This is a genomic window from Janthinobacterium sp. TB1-E2, from assembly GCF_036885605.1.
Taxonomy (GTDB): Bacteria; Pseudomonadota; Gammaproteobacteria; order Burkholderiales; family Burkholderiaceae_D; genus Janthinobacterium; species Janthinobacterium aestuarii.
Genome location: NZ_CP142523.1, coordinates 4,503,533 through 4,519,043 on the forward strand (window position 1 = coordinate 4,503,533; position 15,511 = coordinate 4,519,043).

Consider the following 15,511-nt stretch of genomic DNA (forward strand, 5'->3'; position numbering starts at 1 on the left):
CGTAGAGGAAAATCGTCGGTGACTACATGGGATTGGCGGACAGAGGAAGATTCAGCAGCGCCAGGCGGCGCTGCCGAGCCTGCACACATTATACAAGATGCAGCCGGGCCCGATGGACGGCGCGGCGGCGCGCAGCGGGAGCGGACACTGGCAGGCAAATAATGTTTCCAATAGTTTTATTTTCAAAATAAAAACAATTTAATGGGAATATTTTAAATAATCTCCGCCGTTTCAATTGGAGAGTATCTATTCAATTTTCTCCACTATTCTACTCAGCAGTGGTGGAGACTGTTGACCACATTAAAAAACGGGGCGTATCCGAAAAGCCAGACGAGTAGGGAAACTCAGGAGGAATCATGACCGACGCGCAATTATATGCCAGTAATATTACAATCAACATTCTCGTTGTAATAGACACCGATCTGATCATGGCCCAGCATCCACGTCAGACGAGTCCCGACCAGACCAAGCCTGTCGGCCTGGTGCATACCAGCCAGTACATGATTGCCACCGACCTGCGCGGCATCAATAGCGGGCAAGGTACCGCCGACCTGAGCTTCAAGGCCAATGTGGGCGACTTCGTCTCGTTCACCGGCGCTTCCATCTATGACAATGCCGATTCGGCCGTCATTGTCTACGGCATCAATTACTGGAATGGCGACAAGGTCTTCAATACCTTTGTTTCCAATACCATTACACGAAGAAATGCGGCCGTGCCGAATACGGATTCGTCGAATGGTTTGCCGGCCGTACAGCAATCGCGCAATTTCTCCAATTTCACGGCGCAGGTATCCAAATCGGGCACGGAAAATTTCTACGTCTATATTGCCGTATATAGCCTGAATGACGATGGCCAGACGCAAAGCCTGTATGGTTATTTTTATTGGGATCCACAGATTACTGTCGGTTAGTCATTTCCCGGAAACCAAATAAATATAAACCATTTATTTGATTACCGCCGACTGCTGCCGGCGCAGAGATACGCAGCGACGTCGCCACAAACGAAAAAAAGCCCACCGAAGTGGGCTTTTTTATTTGCGCATGTATCACATGCACTTATCTGGAGGCGAGGACGGGAATCGAACCCGTCTAAACGGCTTTGCAGGCCGCTGCATAACCTCTTTGCTACCTCGCCAGAGGAACTGCTTGGATGCGCCTTGCGGCCCACCTTGAAAACTGGAGCGGGAGAAGAGTCTCGAACTCTCGACCTCAACCTTGGCAAGGTTGCGCTCTACCAACTGAGCTACTCCCGCATTGGAGCTTGGTTACCGCCTAATCGCGCCGCGTACCGCGGCGGATAAAAAAAGGAAGCCAGCTTAGCTTCCCTTTAGAATTCTGGAGCGGGAGAAGAGTCTCGAACTCTCGACCTCAACCTTGGCAAGGTTGCGCTCTACCAACTGAGCTACTCCCGCATTGGAGCTTCTATTTTCTGCTACTGCCATTTTGCTGTACTGCTTCAGCTATCGCTGGAGCGGGAGAAGAGTCTCGAACTCTCGACCTCAACCTTGGCAAGGTTGCGCTCTACCAACTGAGCTACTCCCGCATACGAACCGCTATTTTACTGCTTTTTACTACCGTTTACCAGTGCTGCTTTACTGCTGATCCAGTGTTCACTGGAGCGGGAGAAGAGTCTCGAACTCTCGACCTCAACCTTGGCAAGGTTGCGCTCTACCAACTGAGCTACTCCCGCAGTGGACAACATTGTATCAGAAGCTCTACTACATCGCCAGTACTACTTTTTACTGCATTCGCTGTTTTTACCTATGACACGATCCAGAAAACTGGAGCGGGAGAAGAGTCTCGAACTCTCGACCTCAACCTTGGCAAGGTTGCGCTCTACCAACTGAGCTACTCCCGCGTCATCAACAACAGGCCAGCATTATAGAGGGATTACAGGGGCTGTCAACGGGCAATATCTGGTCTTTTGCAAAATATTCCGCAGAAAGTAGCCAATACCGTCTTAAGGTCCTCCGAATAGCGTAGCGAGCAAGCGCAATATCGTGTTGAGTAGCGGAGCTGTACGAAGGTACAGCGAGCAACGGAGACGCAAGAGTGCGCTGCGCAGTAGCCAGGCGGAGCGGCCTTAATGCAGGCTACCGGCCTTTTCCTTGATGAGCGGCCATGCCAGGCGCAAGTAATAGAACATCGACCACACGGTCAACACGCAGGCGATCCACAGCAGCTTTTCGCCCCACACATGGGTGTCGATCGCGCCAAAGATCACTTCGTGGTACAGCAGCAAGGGAATGGCCGTCATTTGCGCGGCCGTCTTGATCTTGCCGATCGAGCTGACGGCCACCGATTTCGATGCGCCGATCTGCGCCATCCATTCGCGCAACGCGGAAATCGTGATTTCGCGGCCGATGATGATGAAGGCCAGCACGGCATTGACACGGTCCAGCTGCACCAGCACCAGCAAGGCGCCTGCCACCATCAGCTTGTCTGCGACCGGGTCGAGGAAGGCGCCGAAGGCCGACGTCTGGTTCCAGCGGCGCGCGAGGAAGCCGTCAAACCAGTCGGTCACGGCCGCAACGATGAAGACCAAGGTGGCAACCAGGTTCTGGTCGCCATGCAGCAGCATCGACGGCGGCAGGTAAAAAACGCCGACGACAAGCGGAATCAGGGCCACGCGCAGCCAGGTCAGAAGGATGGGAATATTAAAAGGCATAAGAGAGCAATCGGCCGACGGGTAAATTGAATATGAAGAAAGTATGAAGAAAGCGCCACTAGTCTACATGGCCCAGGGGTATTAGCCTAGTCCGCTTGCCGCAACACCGGACCAGGCCATCGATCCATCAATGTAATTGCTTGTAGATCTCTTCCGCGAGTTGCGTGGAAATCCCCTCCACTGACATCAGGTCCTCGACGCTGGCGTCGACCACGCCGCGCAAGCCGCCAAAGCGCGACAGCAGTTTCTGGCGGCGCTTGGCGCCGCATTGTGCCCCTTTCGATCTCTTCCAGCCGCGAGGTCTGGCGCGCCCGTTCGAGCATTAATGCAACTGCTTATATATCTCTTCCGCAAGTTGAGTCGAAATCCCCTCCACCGACATCAGATCCTCGACGCTGGCATCAACCACGCCGCGCAAGCCGCCAAAGCGCGACAACAGTTTCTGGCGGCGCTTGGCGCCGATGCCTTCGATCTCTTCCAGGCGCGAGGTCTGGCGCGTCTTCGCCCGCTTGGCGCGCATGCCGGTAATGGCAAAGCGGTGCGCCTCGTCGCGGATTTGCGCGATCAGCATCAGGGCCGCCGATTCCTTGCCCAGTTCCTGCGCCGCGCGGCCATCGACGAACAGCAGGGTTTCCAGGCCCACCTTGCGCCCCTCCCCCTTGGCCACGCCGACAATCAAGCTGATATCGAGTCCCAGCTCGGCAAACACCTGGCGCGCCATCTCGATCTGTCCCTTGCCGCCGTCGATCAAGACCACGTCGGGCATGACGCCGTCGCCATTCGCCACCTTTTCATAACGGCGCATGAGGACCTGGCGCATGGCCGCGTAATCGTCGCCGGGCGTGATGTCGTTGATGTTGTAGCGCCGGTACTCGCCGTTCTGCATGGCGTGGTGATGGAACACGACGCACGAGGCCTGCGTCGCCTCGCCCTGCGTGTGGCTGATGTCGAAGCACTCGACGCGCAGGCTGTCGAGATCTTCCGTTTCCAGGCGCAACGCTTCGGCCAGCGCGCGCGTGCGCGACTGCTGCGACCCCTGCTCGGACAACAAGCGCGCCAGCGAAATCTCGGCGCCCTTCTGCGCCATCTCCAGCCATTGGCGGCGCTGTCCCTGCGGCTGGAAAATCAGGTTGATGCGGTGGCCGCACTGCTCCATCAGCGCCACCATCAGGGCCGGCTGGTCGAATTCGATATTCAGGATCAGGGTGCCGGGAATGAATTTTTCCGTGTAGTGCTGGGCCAGAAAGGCGGCCAGCACTTCCACCTCGATGGCTTCCTCGGCAATCGCCGCCGCATCGCTGAGCTGGCTGGGGAAATACGCGCGGTCGCCCAGGTGGCGCCCACCGCGCACCATGGCCAGGTTGACGCAGGCGCGTCCGCCCTGCACCAGCACGGCGATAATGTCGACGTCGGCGTCGCCCGTCGTTTCCATGCTTTGCTGGTGCAGCACGCGCGACAGCGAAGCGATCTGGTTGCGCACCACCACGGCCTGCTCGAATTTCAGCTCGGCGGCAAACGCATGCATCTTCTTTTCCAGGTCGGCCAGCACTTCGCTCTGGCGTCCGCGCAGGAAGCGCGCCGCGTTTTCCACGTCGTTCTTGTAGTCTTCCTTGCTGATCAGGTCCACGCACGGCGCGCTGCAGCGGCCGATCTGGTGCAGCAGGCAGGGCCGCGTACGGTTCGCGTAGACACTGTCCTCGCAGGTGCGGATGAGAAACACCTTTTGCAGGATCTGCATCGATTCCTTGACGGCCCAGGAACTGGGAAACGGCCCGAAATACTGGTTTTTCTTGTCCACCGCGCCCCGGTAATACACCATGCGCGGCGCATCGCCATTCGTGATTTTCAGATACGGATACGATTTATCATCGCGGAACAGGATGTTGTAGCGCGGCTGCAGCGCCTTGATCAGGTTGTTTTCCAGGATCAGCGCTTCCGCCTCGCTGTGCGTGACGGTCGTTTCCAGGCGCGCGATGCGCTCAACCATCATGGCGATGCGGGGGCTGGCCAGGTTTTTCTGGAAGTAACTGGAGACGCGCTTTTTCAGGTCGCGCGCCTTGCCGACGTACAGCACCTTGTCGGCGGCGTCGAAATAGCGGTACACGCCGGGCAGGTTCGGCAGCTTGGCGACGGTGGCCAGCACCTGCGCGCGTGGGTCGGGCGGCGTCTCCGCCAAGGTAGATTCTGGGCTTGCTTCGGTCATTGCTGGCTCGGTTTGGGGTCAGACCCGCCGGGTCTGACCCCGGCATCTGCTTGCTCCACGATCACGAACGCGACCGCATACTCTTCTTCATCGCTGATCGTCACTTGCGCGCTCAGGCGGTTTTTCTCCATGAACTCCGCCAGCACGCCGCTGCAGACGATCATCGGCTTGCCGCTCGGGTGGTTCAGCATCTGCGCGGCGGGCCAGGTCATCGGCATGCGCAAGCCCAGGCCGATGGCCTTGGAAAACGCCTCCTTGGCCGCGAAGCGCGTGGCGAGGAAGCGCACGCCGCGCACGGCGTTCTTGGCGCTGCGGGCGCGGAACTTTTCCAGCTCCTGCGGCCCCAGTATCTTTTTCGCGAAACGCTCGCCGTGGCGCGCCAGTGCCGCCTCGATGCGGGGGATCTTGCAGATATCGGTACCGATGCCGTAGATCATGCTGCCTCCTTTGTGCGCGCTTATGCTTTGCTGGCGATGCGCGTGGCCACCATGATGGCCTTCATTTCGCGCACGGCGTTTTCCCAGCCGACAAACACGGCATGCGCGACGATGGCGTGGCCGATGTTCAGTTCCGCAATATCGGGAATGGCGGCAATCGCCTGCACATTGGTGTAATGCAAGCCGTGGCCCGCGTTGACCTTCAAGCCGCAGCCCACGCCGAACAGCACGCCCGCCTTGATACGCTCCAGCTCGACCAGCTGCTCGGCGCCTTGCGTATCCGCGTAGCGGCCCGTGTGCAACTCGATCACGGGTGCGCCGAGCTCGGCGGCGGCGGCGATCTGCTGCTCGTCCGCATCGATGAACAGGCTCACGCGAATGCCCTCGCCTTGCAATTGCTGCACGGCCGCCTGCACTTCCTTGAAGTAGCGCACCACGTCCAGCCCCCCTTCCGTCGTCACTTCCGTGCGCTTTTCCGGCACCAGACACACGTCGGCGGGACGGATGCGGCAGGCGAAGTCGATCATCTCCTGCGTCACGGCCGCTTCCAGGTTCATGCGCGTAAGCAATTGCGGCGCGATGGCGATGACGTCCGCATCCTTGATGTGGCGGCGGTCTTCGCGCAAATGCAGGGTGATGGCGTCGGCGCCCGCCTGTTCGGCCAGCAGAGCCGCGCGGATCGGGTCCGGATACGCGGTGCCGCGCGCATTGCGCAAGGTGGCCACGTGGTCGATATTGACGCCCAGGTCGATGACGGGGCCGGAAGGCTGCAAAAAGCTCATATGATGGTGTCCGTAAAGTGCTGAAATCTATTACAGCTGCATTAAATCGATCAGTATCTGGCGCGTATTCAAGGTGGCGCCACCCAGTTGATGGGCCAGCAAAAAACGCATCAGCAGCTTGCTTTGCGCTTGCGTGGCCACGTCAAGATAATCTTCGCGCTCCATGTCGAGCAGGGTCTTGCCCGTGATCTTGGGCCAGGCGTCGGCGGCGCGCGCCGGACGCGGTCCCCGTTCCGGATCGACCACGTACACCTGCCCCGCATCGACGGCCTGGCGCGTGCCCGTGCAGCGCGTCAAGTCGGCCGCCACGCCCGTTTCCTTGAGCAGGGCACGCTCGAACTTGCGCAGCACGATGGGCGGCGGCTCATTGTGCGCCAGTTGATTCAAGGTGGCAACGTAGTGGTCGAACAGGACGGGATGCGGGTCGTCGCGCGCCAGCAGTTTCACCAGCAATTCGTTCAGATAAAAGCCGCACAGCAAGGCGGTCTTTTCCAGCGGCAGCATGCCACCCACCCACTCGGCGCCCGTGAGGATGCGCAGTTCGGACTTGCCCGTCCAGCCCGCCTGCAGCGGCTGGAACGTCTGCAGCACACCGCGCAACTGCGAATGGGGCCGCTTGGCGCCCTTGGCGACGAGCGCGATGCGGCCGTACTCGCGCGTAAACACGTCGACGATGAGGCTGGTTTCTTTATGCGGATAGCTGTGCAGCACGAAAGCGGGCTGGCCCGTGACCTTGCCATCGCGCGCGGGCGGACGGCTGCGCCGGGGCGCGGCGGATGCGGGAGTTGCGGCCGGCGGCGCAATGGCCGCCGGCGCGGGGACAACGAGGGAGGCTGGCGCAGGATCGTGCAGCGCTGGCGTGGTGGTGCTCATGCGTGTGGCGTCGCCCCCGGGTTGCGGATTACTCGTAGCCGTAGGCGCGCAAGCCCGCCTCGTTGTCGGCCCAGCCCGACTTGACCTTGACCCAGATTTCCAGGTACACGGGGCCGCCGAACAGCTTTTCCATATCCAGTCGGGCCTGGGTGGACACTTCCTTCAGGCGCGCGCCCTTGTTGCCGATGATCATGGACTTGTGCGTATCGCGCTCGACCAGGATGGCGGCGAACACGCGGCGCAGATCGCCTTCCTGCTCGAATTTCTCGATCAAGACGGTGCTCGTGTACGGCAGTTCGTCGCCGACAAAGCGGAACAGTTTTTCGCGCACGATTTCCGAGGCGAGGAATTTTTCGCTGCGGTCCGTGATGTCATCCGGGCCAAAGATCGGCTGGTTTTCCGGCAGGAAGCGTTTGATTTCGTTCTGCAAGCCTTCCAGCTGGAAGTGCAGTTTGGCCGAGACGGGCACGATGGCGGCGAAGTCACGCATGGCGGCGATCTTTTGCGCGAACGGCAGCAGCACGGCCTTGTCTTTCACGCGGTCCGATTTATTGATGACGAGAATGCACGGCACTTCCTTCGGCAGCAGGTCCATCACTTGCTGGTCGGCCGGGCCAAACGTGCCCGCCTCGATCACGTACAAAATCACGTCCGAGGAAATCAGGGTGTTGGTGACGGTCTTGTTCAGCGTCTTGTTCAGCGCATTCGAGTGGCGCGTCTGGAAGCCAGGCGTGTCGACGTAGATGAACTGCGCGTCCGGCACCGTCTGGATGCCCGTGATGCGGTGGCGAGTAGTTTGCGCCTTGCGCGAAGTGATGCTGACCTTCGCGCCGATCAGCACGTTCATCAGGGTCGATTTGCCCACGTTCGGGCGGCCCACGATGGCGATATAGCCGCAGCGGAAGTTGTCGGGCATTTTGGTGGCTGTCATGCTAGTGTCGATTCTGTTTAGTGTGAGCGGCGATCGCCGGTGCAGCCGGGGCTTGCGCGTCGTCGCTCTGGATGGTGGCAATGCCGGCCAGCTTGAGCTGGGCGGCGCGCGGTTTGGGCTTGCGGCTGGCGGCAGGCGACTTCAGCAGCGCCTGCTCGGCCACGTCCAGCGCCAGTTTGGCGGCGGCTTGCTCACCGGCGCGGCGGCTTCCGCCACGGCCGTAAACCTGGATGTTCAATTTCGGCACCAGGCATTCGATCTCGAATTCCTGGCTGTGGGCGGCGCCGTGGGTAGCCACCACGTTGTACTGTGGCAGCGAAATTTTCTTGCTTTGCAAAAACTCCTGCAGCAGGGTCTTGGCATCCTTGCCCAGGGTTTGCGGATCGACCGAGTCGAGGATGGGGATGTAGAACGCGCGGATCACCGTGCTGGCCGCATCGAAGCCCGTGTCGAGGAAGATAGCGCCCAGCAAGGCTTCCAGGGTGTCGGCAAGGATCGATGGACGGCGGAAGCCGCCCGATTTCAGTTCGCCTTCGCCCAGGCGCAAGAATTGCGACAATTCCAGCTTTTGCGCGATTTCATACAGCGACTGCTGTTTCACCAGGTTGGCGCGCAGGCGCGACAAATCGCCCTCGTCGATGGACTTGAAGCGTTCGTACAGGATGGAAGCGACCACGCAGTTGAGGATGGAGTCGCCGAGGAATTCCAGCCGCTCGTTATGCAAACTGCTGTGGCTACGATGCGTCAAGGCTTGCTGCAACAGGCCAGCATCCTGGAACGTATAGCCTAAACGGGTTTGCAATAGCTGAAGATTCATTGTTGTTTCTGTGTTATCTGAGTAATTCGGCTGGCCGCCGCGCGGGGAATCGGCGCGGCAGCCATAGGGACGGCCTAGTGTATGCCGCCCACTCGTTTCGGATTGCTGAAGTTCATCCACACCAGGAAAGCCTTGCCGACGATGTTCTCGTTCGGCACGAAGCCCCAGTAGCGGCTGTCCGCGCTATTGTCGCGGTTGTCGCCCATCATGAAGTAATTGCCTTGTGGCACTACACACGTAAAACCGTCTTCGTTGTAGTTGCACGCATCCTTATGCGGGAAATCCTTCACTTCGCGCAAGTTCAACGTTGGAGCAGGCTCGTCGTTGAGGATGCGGTGGCTCACGCCCGTCAGGTTTTCTTCCAGCTGCTTGTGGTAGACCGTGCTTTCATCGTCCAGATAGTCGTCCAGCGGCGTGTACGCCACTTCCTTGCCGTTGACCGTCAAGCGCTTGTTTTCATAGGTGATTTTATCACCGGGCACACCGATCACGCGCTTGATATAGTCTTGCGACATGTCTTTCGGATACTTGAACACCATCACGTCGCCGCGCTGCGGATCATTGACTTCAATGATGCGCTTGTTGACGATCGGCAAACGAATGCCATAGGTGAACTTGTTCACCAGTATCAGATCGCCCACCAGCAAGGTCGGCACCATCGAGCTCGACGGGATCTTGAACGGCTCGTACAAGAACGAGCGCAGGCAGAACACGAGCGCGATGACGGGGAAGAAGCTGCCCGAATACTCGACCCAGGTCGGCTGGCGCAACAGGGCCGCCTCGATGCTCGCGCGGCTGCCGCCCGCATCGGACTTGATGCCCTCGGCGGCCAGCTTGGACTGGCGCGCATCGAATTCAGCCAGGGCGCGGTCGGCCGCCTTGCGGCGCTGCTTGGACAGATAAAACACATCGAGGCACCAGACCAGGCCCGTCAACACCATCAGCACGAACAGGATTAAAGCGAAATTTCCTAAAATCACTTGCAGGTTCATTGATTAACCATCCACTTGTAAAATTGCCAGGAATGCTTCTTGCGGGATCTCCACGGAACCCACTTGCTTCATGCGTTTCTTACCCGCTTTTTGTTTTTCCAGCAATTTCTTCTTGCGGCTGATGTCGCCGCCATAGCACTTGGCCAAGACGTTCTTGCGCAAGGCTTTTACGTTCTCGCGCGAAATGATGTTCGCGCCGATGGTCGCTTGAATCGCCACGTCGAACATCTGGCGCGGGATCAGTTCGCGCATCTTGGCGGCCACCTGGCGGCCACGGTACTGGCTGTTCGAACGGTGGACGATGATGGCCAGCGCATCGACTTTTTCGCTGTTGATCAGCATGTCGACCTTGACCACGTCGGCCGCGCGGTATTCCTTGAACTCGTAATCCATCGAGGCATAGCCGCGCGACGTCGATTTCAGGCGGTCGAAGAAGTCCAGCACGATCTCGGCCATCGGCATTTCATACACGAGCTTGACCTGGCGGCCGTGGTAGCTCATGTCCATCTGGATGCCGCGCTTGCCGATACACAAGGTGATCACGGAGCCCACATATTCCTGCGGCATGTACAGATTGACCGTGACGATAGGCTCGCGCACTTCCTCGATGCGCGACGGATCGGGCATCTTCGATGGATTGTCGACGTTGATCATGGTGCCGTCGCGCTGGATCACTTCGTACACCACGGTTGGCGCCGTGGTGATCAGGTCCATGTCGAATTCGCGCTCGAGGCGCTCCTGCACGATTTCCATGTGCAGCAAGCCCAGGAAGCCGCAGCGGAAGCCGAAGCCCAGCGCCTGCGACACTTCCGGCTCGTACATCAGGGCCGCGTCGTTCAGTTTCAGCTTTTCCAGCGAGTCGCGCAGCGCGTCGTACTGGTTCGCTTCCACGGGGAACAGGCCGGCGAACACTTGCGGCTGCACTTCCTTGAAGCCAGGCAATGGCGCGGCGGCAGGACGGTTGGCCAGGGTGACTGTGTCGCCCACTTTCGCCGCTTTCAATTCCTTGATGCCGGCGATGATGAAGCCCACCTGGCCTGCCGACAATTGTGGCAAGGATTGCGAACGTGGCGAAAACACGCCGATGTCTTCCACCAGCTGCACCGAATCGGTGGCCATCAGGCGAATCTTGTCTTTCGGTTTCAGGGTGCCGTTGATGACGCGCACCAGCATGACCACGCCCACATAGGCGTCATACCAGGAGTCGACGATCAGCGCCTGCAGCGGCGCATCGGGGTCGCCCTTCGGTGGCGGCACCTTGACGATCAGTTGCTCGAGCACGTCCAGCACGCCAAAGCCCGTCTTGGCCGAGCAATGCACGGCGTCGCCCGCATCGATGCCGATCACGTCTTCGATCTCGGCAATCGCGCTCGGCGGATCCGCGTTCGGCAAGTCGATCTTGTTCAGCACGGGTACCACTTCCACGCCCAGGTCCAGTGCCGTGTAGCAGTTGGCGACCGTTTGCGCTTCCACGCCTTGCGACGCATCCACGACCAGCAGCGCGCCTTCGCACGCCGACAGCGAGCGCGACACTTCATAGCTGAAGTCGACGTGGCCCGGCGTATCGATCAGGTTCAGGTTATAGATCTGGCCATCGCGCGCCTTGTAGTGCAGGGCCGCCGTTTGCGCCTTGATGGTAATGCCGCGCTCGCGCTCCAGATCCATCGAATCGAGCACCTGCGCCTCCATCTCGCGGTCGGACAAGCCGCCGCACAATTGAATGATGCGGTCAGCCAGGGTCGATTTACCGTGGTCAATATGGGCGATGATGGAGAAATTGCGTATGTTGTTCATTAACTAATATAAGTGCGAAGTTGACGACACTGCTTTAACAGGAATCATGGGGATCATGCTCGGGCCAAGCCGGGCCAAAACCGGGCACCCCACTCATGATGAAAAAAGCGCTCCGAGCAGGACATCTGCATGCCCAGGCGAGCGCTTTTGAAGCGACAGAAGCTGCTGCCTCGGACAGTAGCTTTTTCGACCTCCCCATTTTACCGGATTTCAGAGTAGAAAGCCCGTCTTATGAGGCCGACACCGGGGCAAGCCGACATTTTCGGCTGTTTTCAGCACCAGAATGGTGCAATGCAGTGTTAATATTGACAATCAAACTACACCAAGCAGCGGCGCACGGCCGCCTCGTCAAGGAAATAATGGCAGAGCTCGGGCTGGGCCAGGTCGCCGAACAGCACCGGCACCAGCTCATCGAAACGGGCCAGCAGCGAGGCGTCGGGCGATGCATCGATGTCGATCACGTCCACCGTGAACGGTTTTCCGGGCGGCTGCAGCAGGAGCAAGGCGTCGAGCATGTCCTGGCAAAGGTGGCAATAACTGCGGGAATAGAGGGTGAAGTGCATGGCGGGCAGGATACCGCATCCCGGCCGCGGCCGGAATGCGGGATGATCACATAGTTACTTCGCCGACGGGCGCAGCGAAACGAATTGCGCCACGTCGCCACGGCGCACCAGCAAGGCCGACGTCTTCTTCGGATCGAGCTTGGCGACCAGGGCATTGAACTGCCTGGCGTCTTTCACGGCAACGTTATTCAGTTGCAAGATCACATCGCCAGGCTGCAGCCCGGCCAGGGCCGCCACGCCATCGGCCTCGTCGACCAGCACGCCCGCGTCGATCTTCAGTTCCTGCTTTTTCGCGGCCGGCACGTCGCTGACTTTCAAGCCCAGCGCGTTGGCGGTTTGCACTTCCGGCTCCTTGGTGCCCTTCTTCGCCATCTTGCCGCTCTCCAGCTCAATCACCGTAATGGGCAGGGTCTGCTGCGCACCATTGCGCCAGATGGTGATGTTGGCCTTACCATTGACGGCGGAACCACCGACCAGACGCGACAGGTCGGAAGCACGCTCGACGGTCGCGCCATTGAATTTCAGGATGATGTCGCCCGGCTTGATGCCCGCCTTGTCGGCCGGGCCGCCCGGTTCCACCATCGATACTTGCGCTCCATTCGCATTCGGCAAGCCCAGCGATTCCGCCACGTCCTTGCTGAGTGCGCCGATCTGCACGCCGATGCGACCACGCGCCACCTTGCCCGTCTTTTTCAGCTGCTCGCCCACGCGCATGGCTTCATCGATGGGCACGGCAAACGAAATGCCATTGTAGGCGCCGGACAAGGTGGCGATCTGCGAATTGATGCCGATCACTTCGCCGCGCATATTGATCAGCGGACCACCCGAGTTGCCGGGATTGACGGCAACGTCGCTCTGGATCAGCGGCAAATAGTCGCCCGTGTCGCGTGACTTCGCGGAAATAATGCCAGCCGTCACCGTGTTATCCAGGTTGAACGGCGAACCGATGGCGATGACCCACTCGCCCACGCGTATCTTGTTGGAGTCGCCGATGGTCAGGCGCGGCAAGTTGCTGCCTTCGATTTTCAGCAGGGCCACGTCGGTGCTGCCATCGGCGCCGATTACCTTGGCCTTGAATTCGCGCTTGTCCGTGAGAGTCACGTAGACTTCATCGGCGCCATCGACCACGTGGGCATTGCTCAGCACATAGCCATCGGCCGAAATGATGAAGCCGGAACCGACACCGCGCTGCACTTCCTGCTCCTGCGGCACGGCGCGGCGGCCGCCCCGTGGTGCCTGCTGGCGCGGCGTCGGCATGGCGCCGCCAAAGAAGCGGCGCAGGAATTCCTGCATTTCCTGCTCATCCTGGTTGCCGGCGCCGCCCATTTTCAGGCGCTCGGTGGTGCGGATATTCACGACGGCCGGGCCGACGGCGTCGACCAGGTCCGAGAAATCAGGCAGTTTCACGGCCGGCACGGCGGCCTGCGCCTGTGGCGCCAGTCCCAGCATGGACGGGGCAAAAAAAACGCCAGCCGTACCGAACAATAAAGCGGAAAGCGTCTTCACTGAAAACGACTTGCTGGCAGCACACATGTTTTTTTTCATGGAAATGATCTTCTCGAATATGTAAACGGATCAAAACGGATCAAGCGATTGCCTGCGCGCATGATTGGCCGTCACGACGGAATCCCGGGGGTAAACACACCCGGCAGCGCGCATGGCAGCAACAATATATCGCAAAAGCAAGATATTGCCTGCGCACAGTGTCAATCGTACCGAAGGCCAGTGTCAAGAGGGCGACAGGAACGTTAAGCCTGGCATAAGATGGCAAACAGTTCTTAGCGCTGCGCCAGCGGCCCCGCCTCCAGCGGCTCGGCAGTGCCCGGCGGCACGATGGCGGCGGACAGCGGCAGCAGCGTCTCGGCATGGGCAGCCGGCCCCTCAGGCGCCGCCTCGGCGGCCAGGCGGCTGGCCAGGCGCGCATCGAACTGGGCGCTCAGTGCATGGCCGCACTGCTCCGACCGCAGCACGTCACCGATATGGCGATAGGCATCCCATATCTGCCGCCCCTCATCCGTGTCAAGGGCGGCAAAAGCCAGTTCGAGTTCGCTCGCCGCCAGCTCGCCATCGGCCAGGGCGGAAATAGTCTCGTGCAATCGTGTATGCGTATCCATGATGGGTCCTGCCATTTCAAAGGGATCGGTGCGGAAACCGGACACAGCCATGCCAACCTCATACTCCCAGATTACCAGCGCTTGTCAATTGGCATGTCCAGCAACGGTTTCAATTTCTCCGCAATCACTTCGCGCGCGCGAAAAATCCGGCTGCGCACGGTGCCGATGGGGCACGCCATGATCTCCGATATTTCTTCATAGCTCAGGCCCTCGATCTCGCGCAGCACGATGGCCGTGCGCAATTCGATGGGCAGTACATCCATGGCCGCATTGACGGTGGCCGCAATCTGCTTGCTGGCCAGCACCGATTCGGGTGTATTGTTGTCGCGCAATTTATTGCCATCATCGAAGGACTCCGCCTGCTCGGCGTCGGTATCGCTGGACGTGGCGGCGCGGCGCCCCTGTGTGACAAGATAATTCTTGGCCGTATTGATGCCGATGCGGTACAGCCAGGTATAAAAGGCGGCCTCACCGCGAAAATGGCGCAGCGCCCGGTATGCCTTGATAAAGGTTTCCTGCACCACATCTTCGGCCTCCGCCGGGTCATGCACAAGGCGCGACACGAGGCGCATCAAGCGGCGCTGGTATTTCGATACCAGCACATCGAATGCCCGTTTGTCGCCGGCCTGCACCCGCTCGACCAGTAACTGATCATACTCGCGCTCTGTCCTCACGCCCAATGTCCCTGTAGTCATGCAGCGTGGGCGCCTGTATGGATATAGAGTTGGCCCGCTGCAAGAAGTTCAGTGTTCGCCCCACTTTTATTCTTCCCCATTCCGCGCCGCGATGGCCCGGCACGCCACGGCCAGCGGGCGGAAGGCGGCGCAGCTGCCGCCGCGCTGCACCAGCACATCCGTACGCCGCCCGGCAGCATCTGCCAGGCACAGCACCAGCAGCGACGGCCACAGGGTCGAACCCGGTAACAGGCGCAGCCTTGGCGGCACCAACGGCCCCCAGCCGACCTTCCCCGCCACGCCGCTGGCATCCACCCCTGGCGCTCCGCCATGCTCCAGATATACCGCCAGCCGCAACTGGCCAACCGGCGAAATATCAAGCGTGTGCGGCTTTCTGCGCCTGCGCAGCAAAGCGAGCAACAACACGCCGCCAGCCGCACTCAGCAGTGCACCGCCCCAGCCCAGCGCATAAGCGCCCACCAACTGGCCGGGACCAGGGCCGGGCACGGCCGCAACGCGCCACGCACCGCTCAAGGGCCAGGCAGCCAGCAAGGCACACAGTCCCAGCGCCGCTTGCAACAGGCGCAAACAGACAGGCGTGCGAATGACAGCCACTACCGCGATTGACATACTTCATGGGAAAAAAAGGCGCGCCGGCAACAT

Annotated in this window: 15 protein-coding genes, 6 tRNA genes and 1 pseudogene; 1 reads left to right on the forward strand and 21 read right to left on the reverse strand. The window is 60.0% G+C overall.

From position 1 onward, the window contains the following. The first annotated feature begins 356 nt into the window (after nucleotides 1–356). Complete coding sequence (locus OPV09_RS20185) at nucleotides 357–911, forward strand: inclusion body family protein (protein WP_034756648.1); 555 nt, start codon at nucleotides 357–359, stop codon at nucleotides 909–911. A 150-nt stretch (nucleotides 912–1,061) separates the two neighbouring features. Here the strand turns inward: OPV09_RS20185 and OPV09_RS20190 are convergent. The 21 genes and pseudogenes from OPV09_RS20190 to OPV09_RS20285 all read right to left on the reverse strand — a co-directional run bounded on the left by OPV09_RS20190 (nucleotide 1,062) and on the right by OPV09_RS20285 (nucleotide 15,463). Beyond that, nucleotides 1,062–1,135 (reverse strand) — tRNA-Cys (locus OPV09_RS20190). Nucleotides 1,136–1,177: 42 nt separating this feature from the next. After that, nucleotides 1,178–1,253, reverse strand: a tRNA-Gly gene (locus OPV09_RS20195). An 83-nt stretch (nucleotides 1,254–1,336) separates the two neighbouring features. Next, nucleotides 1,337–1,412 (reverse strand) — tRNA-Gly (locus tag OPV09_RS20200). A gap of 55 nt (nucleotides 1,413–1,467) precedes the next feature. Beyond that, nucleotides 1,468–1,543 (reverse strand) — tRNA-Gly (locus OPV09_RS20205). Nucleotides 1,544–1,614: 71 nt separating this feature from the next. Continuing rightward, a tRNA-Gly gene (locus tag OPV09_RS20210) sits at nucleotides 1,615–1,690 on the reverse strand. A gap of 92 nt (nucleotides 1,691–1,782) precedes the next feature. Then, nucleotides 1,783–1,858, reverse strand: a tRNA-Gly gene (locus tag OPV09_RS20215). Between the two features lie 225 nt (nucleotides 1,859–2,083). Continuing rightward, nucleotides 2,084–2,668 (reverse strand): CDP-diacylglycerol--glycerol-3-phosphate 3-phosphatidyltransferase, encoded by a 585-nt coding sequence (gene pgsA / locus OPV09_RS20220; protein ID WP_070302029.1) that lies wholly within the window; start codon nucleotides 2,666–2,668, stop codon nucleotides 2,084–2,086. 127 nt (nucleotides 2,669–2,795) lie between these two features. After that, a pseudogene (locus OPV09_RS28425) lies at nucleotides 2,796–2,982 on the reverse strand (helix-hairpin-helix domain-containing protein); the annotation flags it as partial. 8 nt (nucleotides 2,983–2,990) lie between these two features. After that, nucleotides 2,991–4,871, reverse strand: coding sequence for an excinuclease ABC subunit UvrC (gene uvrC / locus OPV09_RS20225; protein ID WP_034749604.1), 1,881 nt, complete (start codon nucleotides 4,869–4,871; stop codon nucleotides 2,991–2,993). Further along, nucleotides 4,868–5,308 (reverse strand): holo-ACP synthase, encoded by a 441-nt coding sequence (acpS, locus tag OPV09_RS20230; protein WP_051991009.1) that lies wholly within the window; start codon nucleotides 5,306–5,308, stop codon nucleotides 4,868–4,870. Before acpS ends, uvrC begins: the two co-directional genes overlap by 4 nt. A 20-nt stretch (nucleotides 5,309–5,328) precedes the next feature. Next, nucleotides 5,329–6,090 carry a pyridoxine 5'-phosphate synthase gene (gene pdxJ, locus OPV09_RS20235; RefSeq protein WP_338679225.1) on the reverse strand — a complete coding sequence of 254 codons (762 nt, stop codon included), beginning with the start codon at nucleotides 6,088–6,090 and terminating at the stop codon, nucleotides 5,329–5,331. Nucleotides 6,091–6,120: 30 nt separating this feature from the next. Next, the gene (recO, locus tag OPV09_RS20240) at nucleotides 6,121–6,963 is read right to left on the reverse strand and encodes a DNA repair protein RecO (protein WP_046683973.1); all 843 of its coding nucleotides are present in this window, start codon (nucleotides 6,961–6,963) and stop codon (nucleotides 6,121–6,123) included. A 28-nt stretch (nucleotides 6,964–6,991) separates the two neighbouring features. Continuing rightward, nucleotides 6,992–7,894 carry a GTPase Era gene (gene era, locus OPV09_RS20245; protein WP_034749612.1) on the reverse strand — a complete coding sequence of 301 codons (903 nt, stop codon included), beginning with the start codon at nucleotides 7,892–7,894 and terminating at the stop codon, nucleotides 6,992–6,994. A gap of 1 nt (nucleotide 7,895) precedes the next feature. Next, nucleotides 7,896–8,711: a ribonuclease III gene (gene rnc / locus OPV09_RS20250; RefSeq protein WP_034749615.1), complete on the reverse strand. Its 816-nt coding sequence runs from the start codon at nucleotides 8,709–8,711 to the stop codon at nucleotides 7,896–7,898. 74 nt (nucleotides 8,712–8,785) lie between these two features. Continuing rightward, the gene (lepB, locus tag OPV09_RS20255) at nucleotides 8,786–9,703 is read right to left on the reverse strand and encodes a signal peptidase I (protein ID WP_034749618.1); all 918 of its coding nucleotides are present in this window, start codon (nucleotides 9,701–9,703) and stop codon (nucleotides 8,786–8,788) included. 3 nt (nucleotides 9,704–9,706) lie between these two features. Continuing rightward, the gene (gene lepA / locus OPV09_RS20260) at nucleotides 9,707–11,497 is read right to left on the reverse strand and encodes a translation elongation factor 4 (RefSeq protein WP_034749621.1); all 1,791 of its coding nucleotides are present in this window, start codon (nucleotides 11,495–11,497) and stop codon (nucleotides 9,707–9,709) included. Nucleotides 11,498–11,814: 317 nt separating this feature from the next. Beyond that, entirely contained in the window at nucleotides 11,815–12,060 is a 246-nt protein-coding gene (locus tag OPV09_RS20265) for a glutaredoxin family protein (protein ID WP_046683970.1), read from the reverse strand. A 54-nt stretch (nucleotides 12,061–12,114) separates the two neighbouring features. Continuing rightward, a complete protein-coding gene (locus OPV09_RS20270) occupies nucleotides 12,115–13,605 on the reverse strand; it encodes a DegQ family serine endoprotease (protein WP_425323999.1) in 1,491 nt (496 codons plus the stop codon). A gap of 233 nt (nucleotides 13,606–13,838) precedes the next feature. Beyond that, nucleotides 13,839–14,174, reverse strand: a complete 336-nt coding sequence (locus OPV09_RS20275) for a sigma-E factor negative regulatory protein (protein WP_338679226.1) — start codon at nucleotides 14,172–14,174, stop codon at nucleotides 13,839–13,841. A 71-nt stretch (nucleotides 14,175–14,245) separates the two neighbouring features. After that, nucleotides 14,246–14,869, reverse strand: a complete 624-nt coding sequence (rpoE, locus tag OPV09_RS20280; protein ID WP_034749631.1) for an RNA polymerase sigma factor RpoE — start codon at nucleotides 14,867–14,869, stop codon at nucleotides 14,246–14,248. A gap of 66 nt (nucleotides 14,870–14,935) precedes the next feature. Beyond that, nucleotides 14,936–15,463 (reverse strand): hypothetical protein, encoded by a 528-nt coding sequence (locus OPV09_RS20285; RefSeq protein ID WP_338679227.1) that lies wholly within the window; start codon nucleotides 15,461–15,463, stop codon nucleotides 14,936–14,938. Nucleotides 15,464–15,511 lie beyond the last annotated feature (48 nt).

What these genes read in the sequence shown, in the direction of transcription:
- OPV09_RS20265 (WP_046683970.1), bottom strand. Translation starts at nt 12,060, where the DNA reads ATGCACTTCACCCTCTATTCCCGCAGTTATTGCCACCTTTGCCAGGAC.
- lepB (WP_034749618.1), bottom strand. Translation starts at nt 9,703, where the DNA reads ATGAACCTGCAAGTGATTTTAGGAAATTTCGCTTTAATCCTGTTCGTG.
- pgsA (WP_070302029.1), bottom strand. Translation starts at nt 2,668, where the DNA reads ATGCCTTTTAATATTCCCATCCTTCTGACCTGGCTGCGCGTGGCCCTG.
- OPV09_RS20185 (WP_034756648.1), top strand. Translation starts at nt 357, where the DNA reads ATGACCGACGCGCAATTATATGCCAGTAATATTACAATCAACATTCTC.
- uvrC (WP_034749604.1), bottom strand. Translation starts at nt 4,871, where the DNA reads ATGACCGAAGCAAGCCCAGAATCTACCTTGGCGGAGACGCCGCCCGAC.
- OPV09_RS20270 (WP_425323999.1), bottom strand. Translation starts at nt 13,605, where the DNA reads ATGAAAAAAAACATGTGTGCTGCCAGCAAGTCGTTTTCAGTGAAGACG.
- era (WP_034749612.1), bottom strand. Translation starts at nt 7,894, where the DNA reads ATGACAGCCACCAAAATGCCCGACAACTTCCGCTGCGGCTATATCGCC.
- rpoE (WP_034749631.1), bottom strand. Translation starts at nt 14,869, where the DNA reads ATGACTACAGGGACATTGGGCGTGAGGACAGAGCGCGAGTATGATCAG.
- pdxJ (WP_338679225.1), bottom strand. Translation starts at nt 6,090, where the DNA reads ATGAGCTTTTTGCAGCCTTCCGGCCCCGTCATCGACCTGGGCGTCAAT.
- acpS (WP_051991009.1), bottom strand. Translation starts at nt 5,308, where the DNA reads ATGATCTACGGCATCGGTACCGATATCTGCAAGATCCCCCGCATCGAG.
- rnc (WP_034749615.1), bottom strand. Translation starts at nt 8,711, where the DNA reads ATGAATCTTCAGCTATTGCAAACCCGTTTAGGCTATACGTTCCAGGAT.
- OPV09_RS20275 (WP_338679226.1), bottom strand. Translation starts at nt 14,174, where the DNA reads ATGGATACGCATACACGATTGCACGAGACTATTTCCGCCCTGGCCGAT.
- lepA (WP_034749621.1), bottom strand. Translation starts at nt 11,497, where the DNA reads ATGAACAACATACGCAATTTCTCCATCATCGCCCATATTGACCACGGT.
- recO (WP_046683973.1), bottom strand. Translation starts at nt 6,963, where the DNA reads ATGAGCACCACCACGCCAGCGCTGCACGATCCTGCGCCAGCCTCCCTC.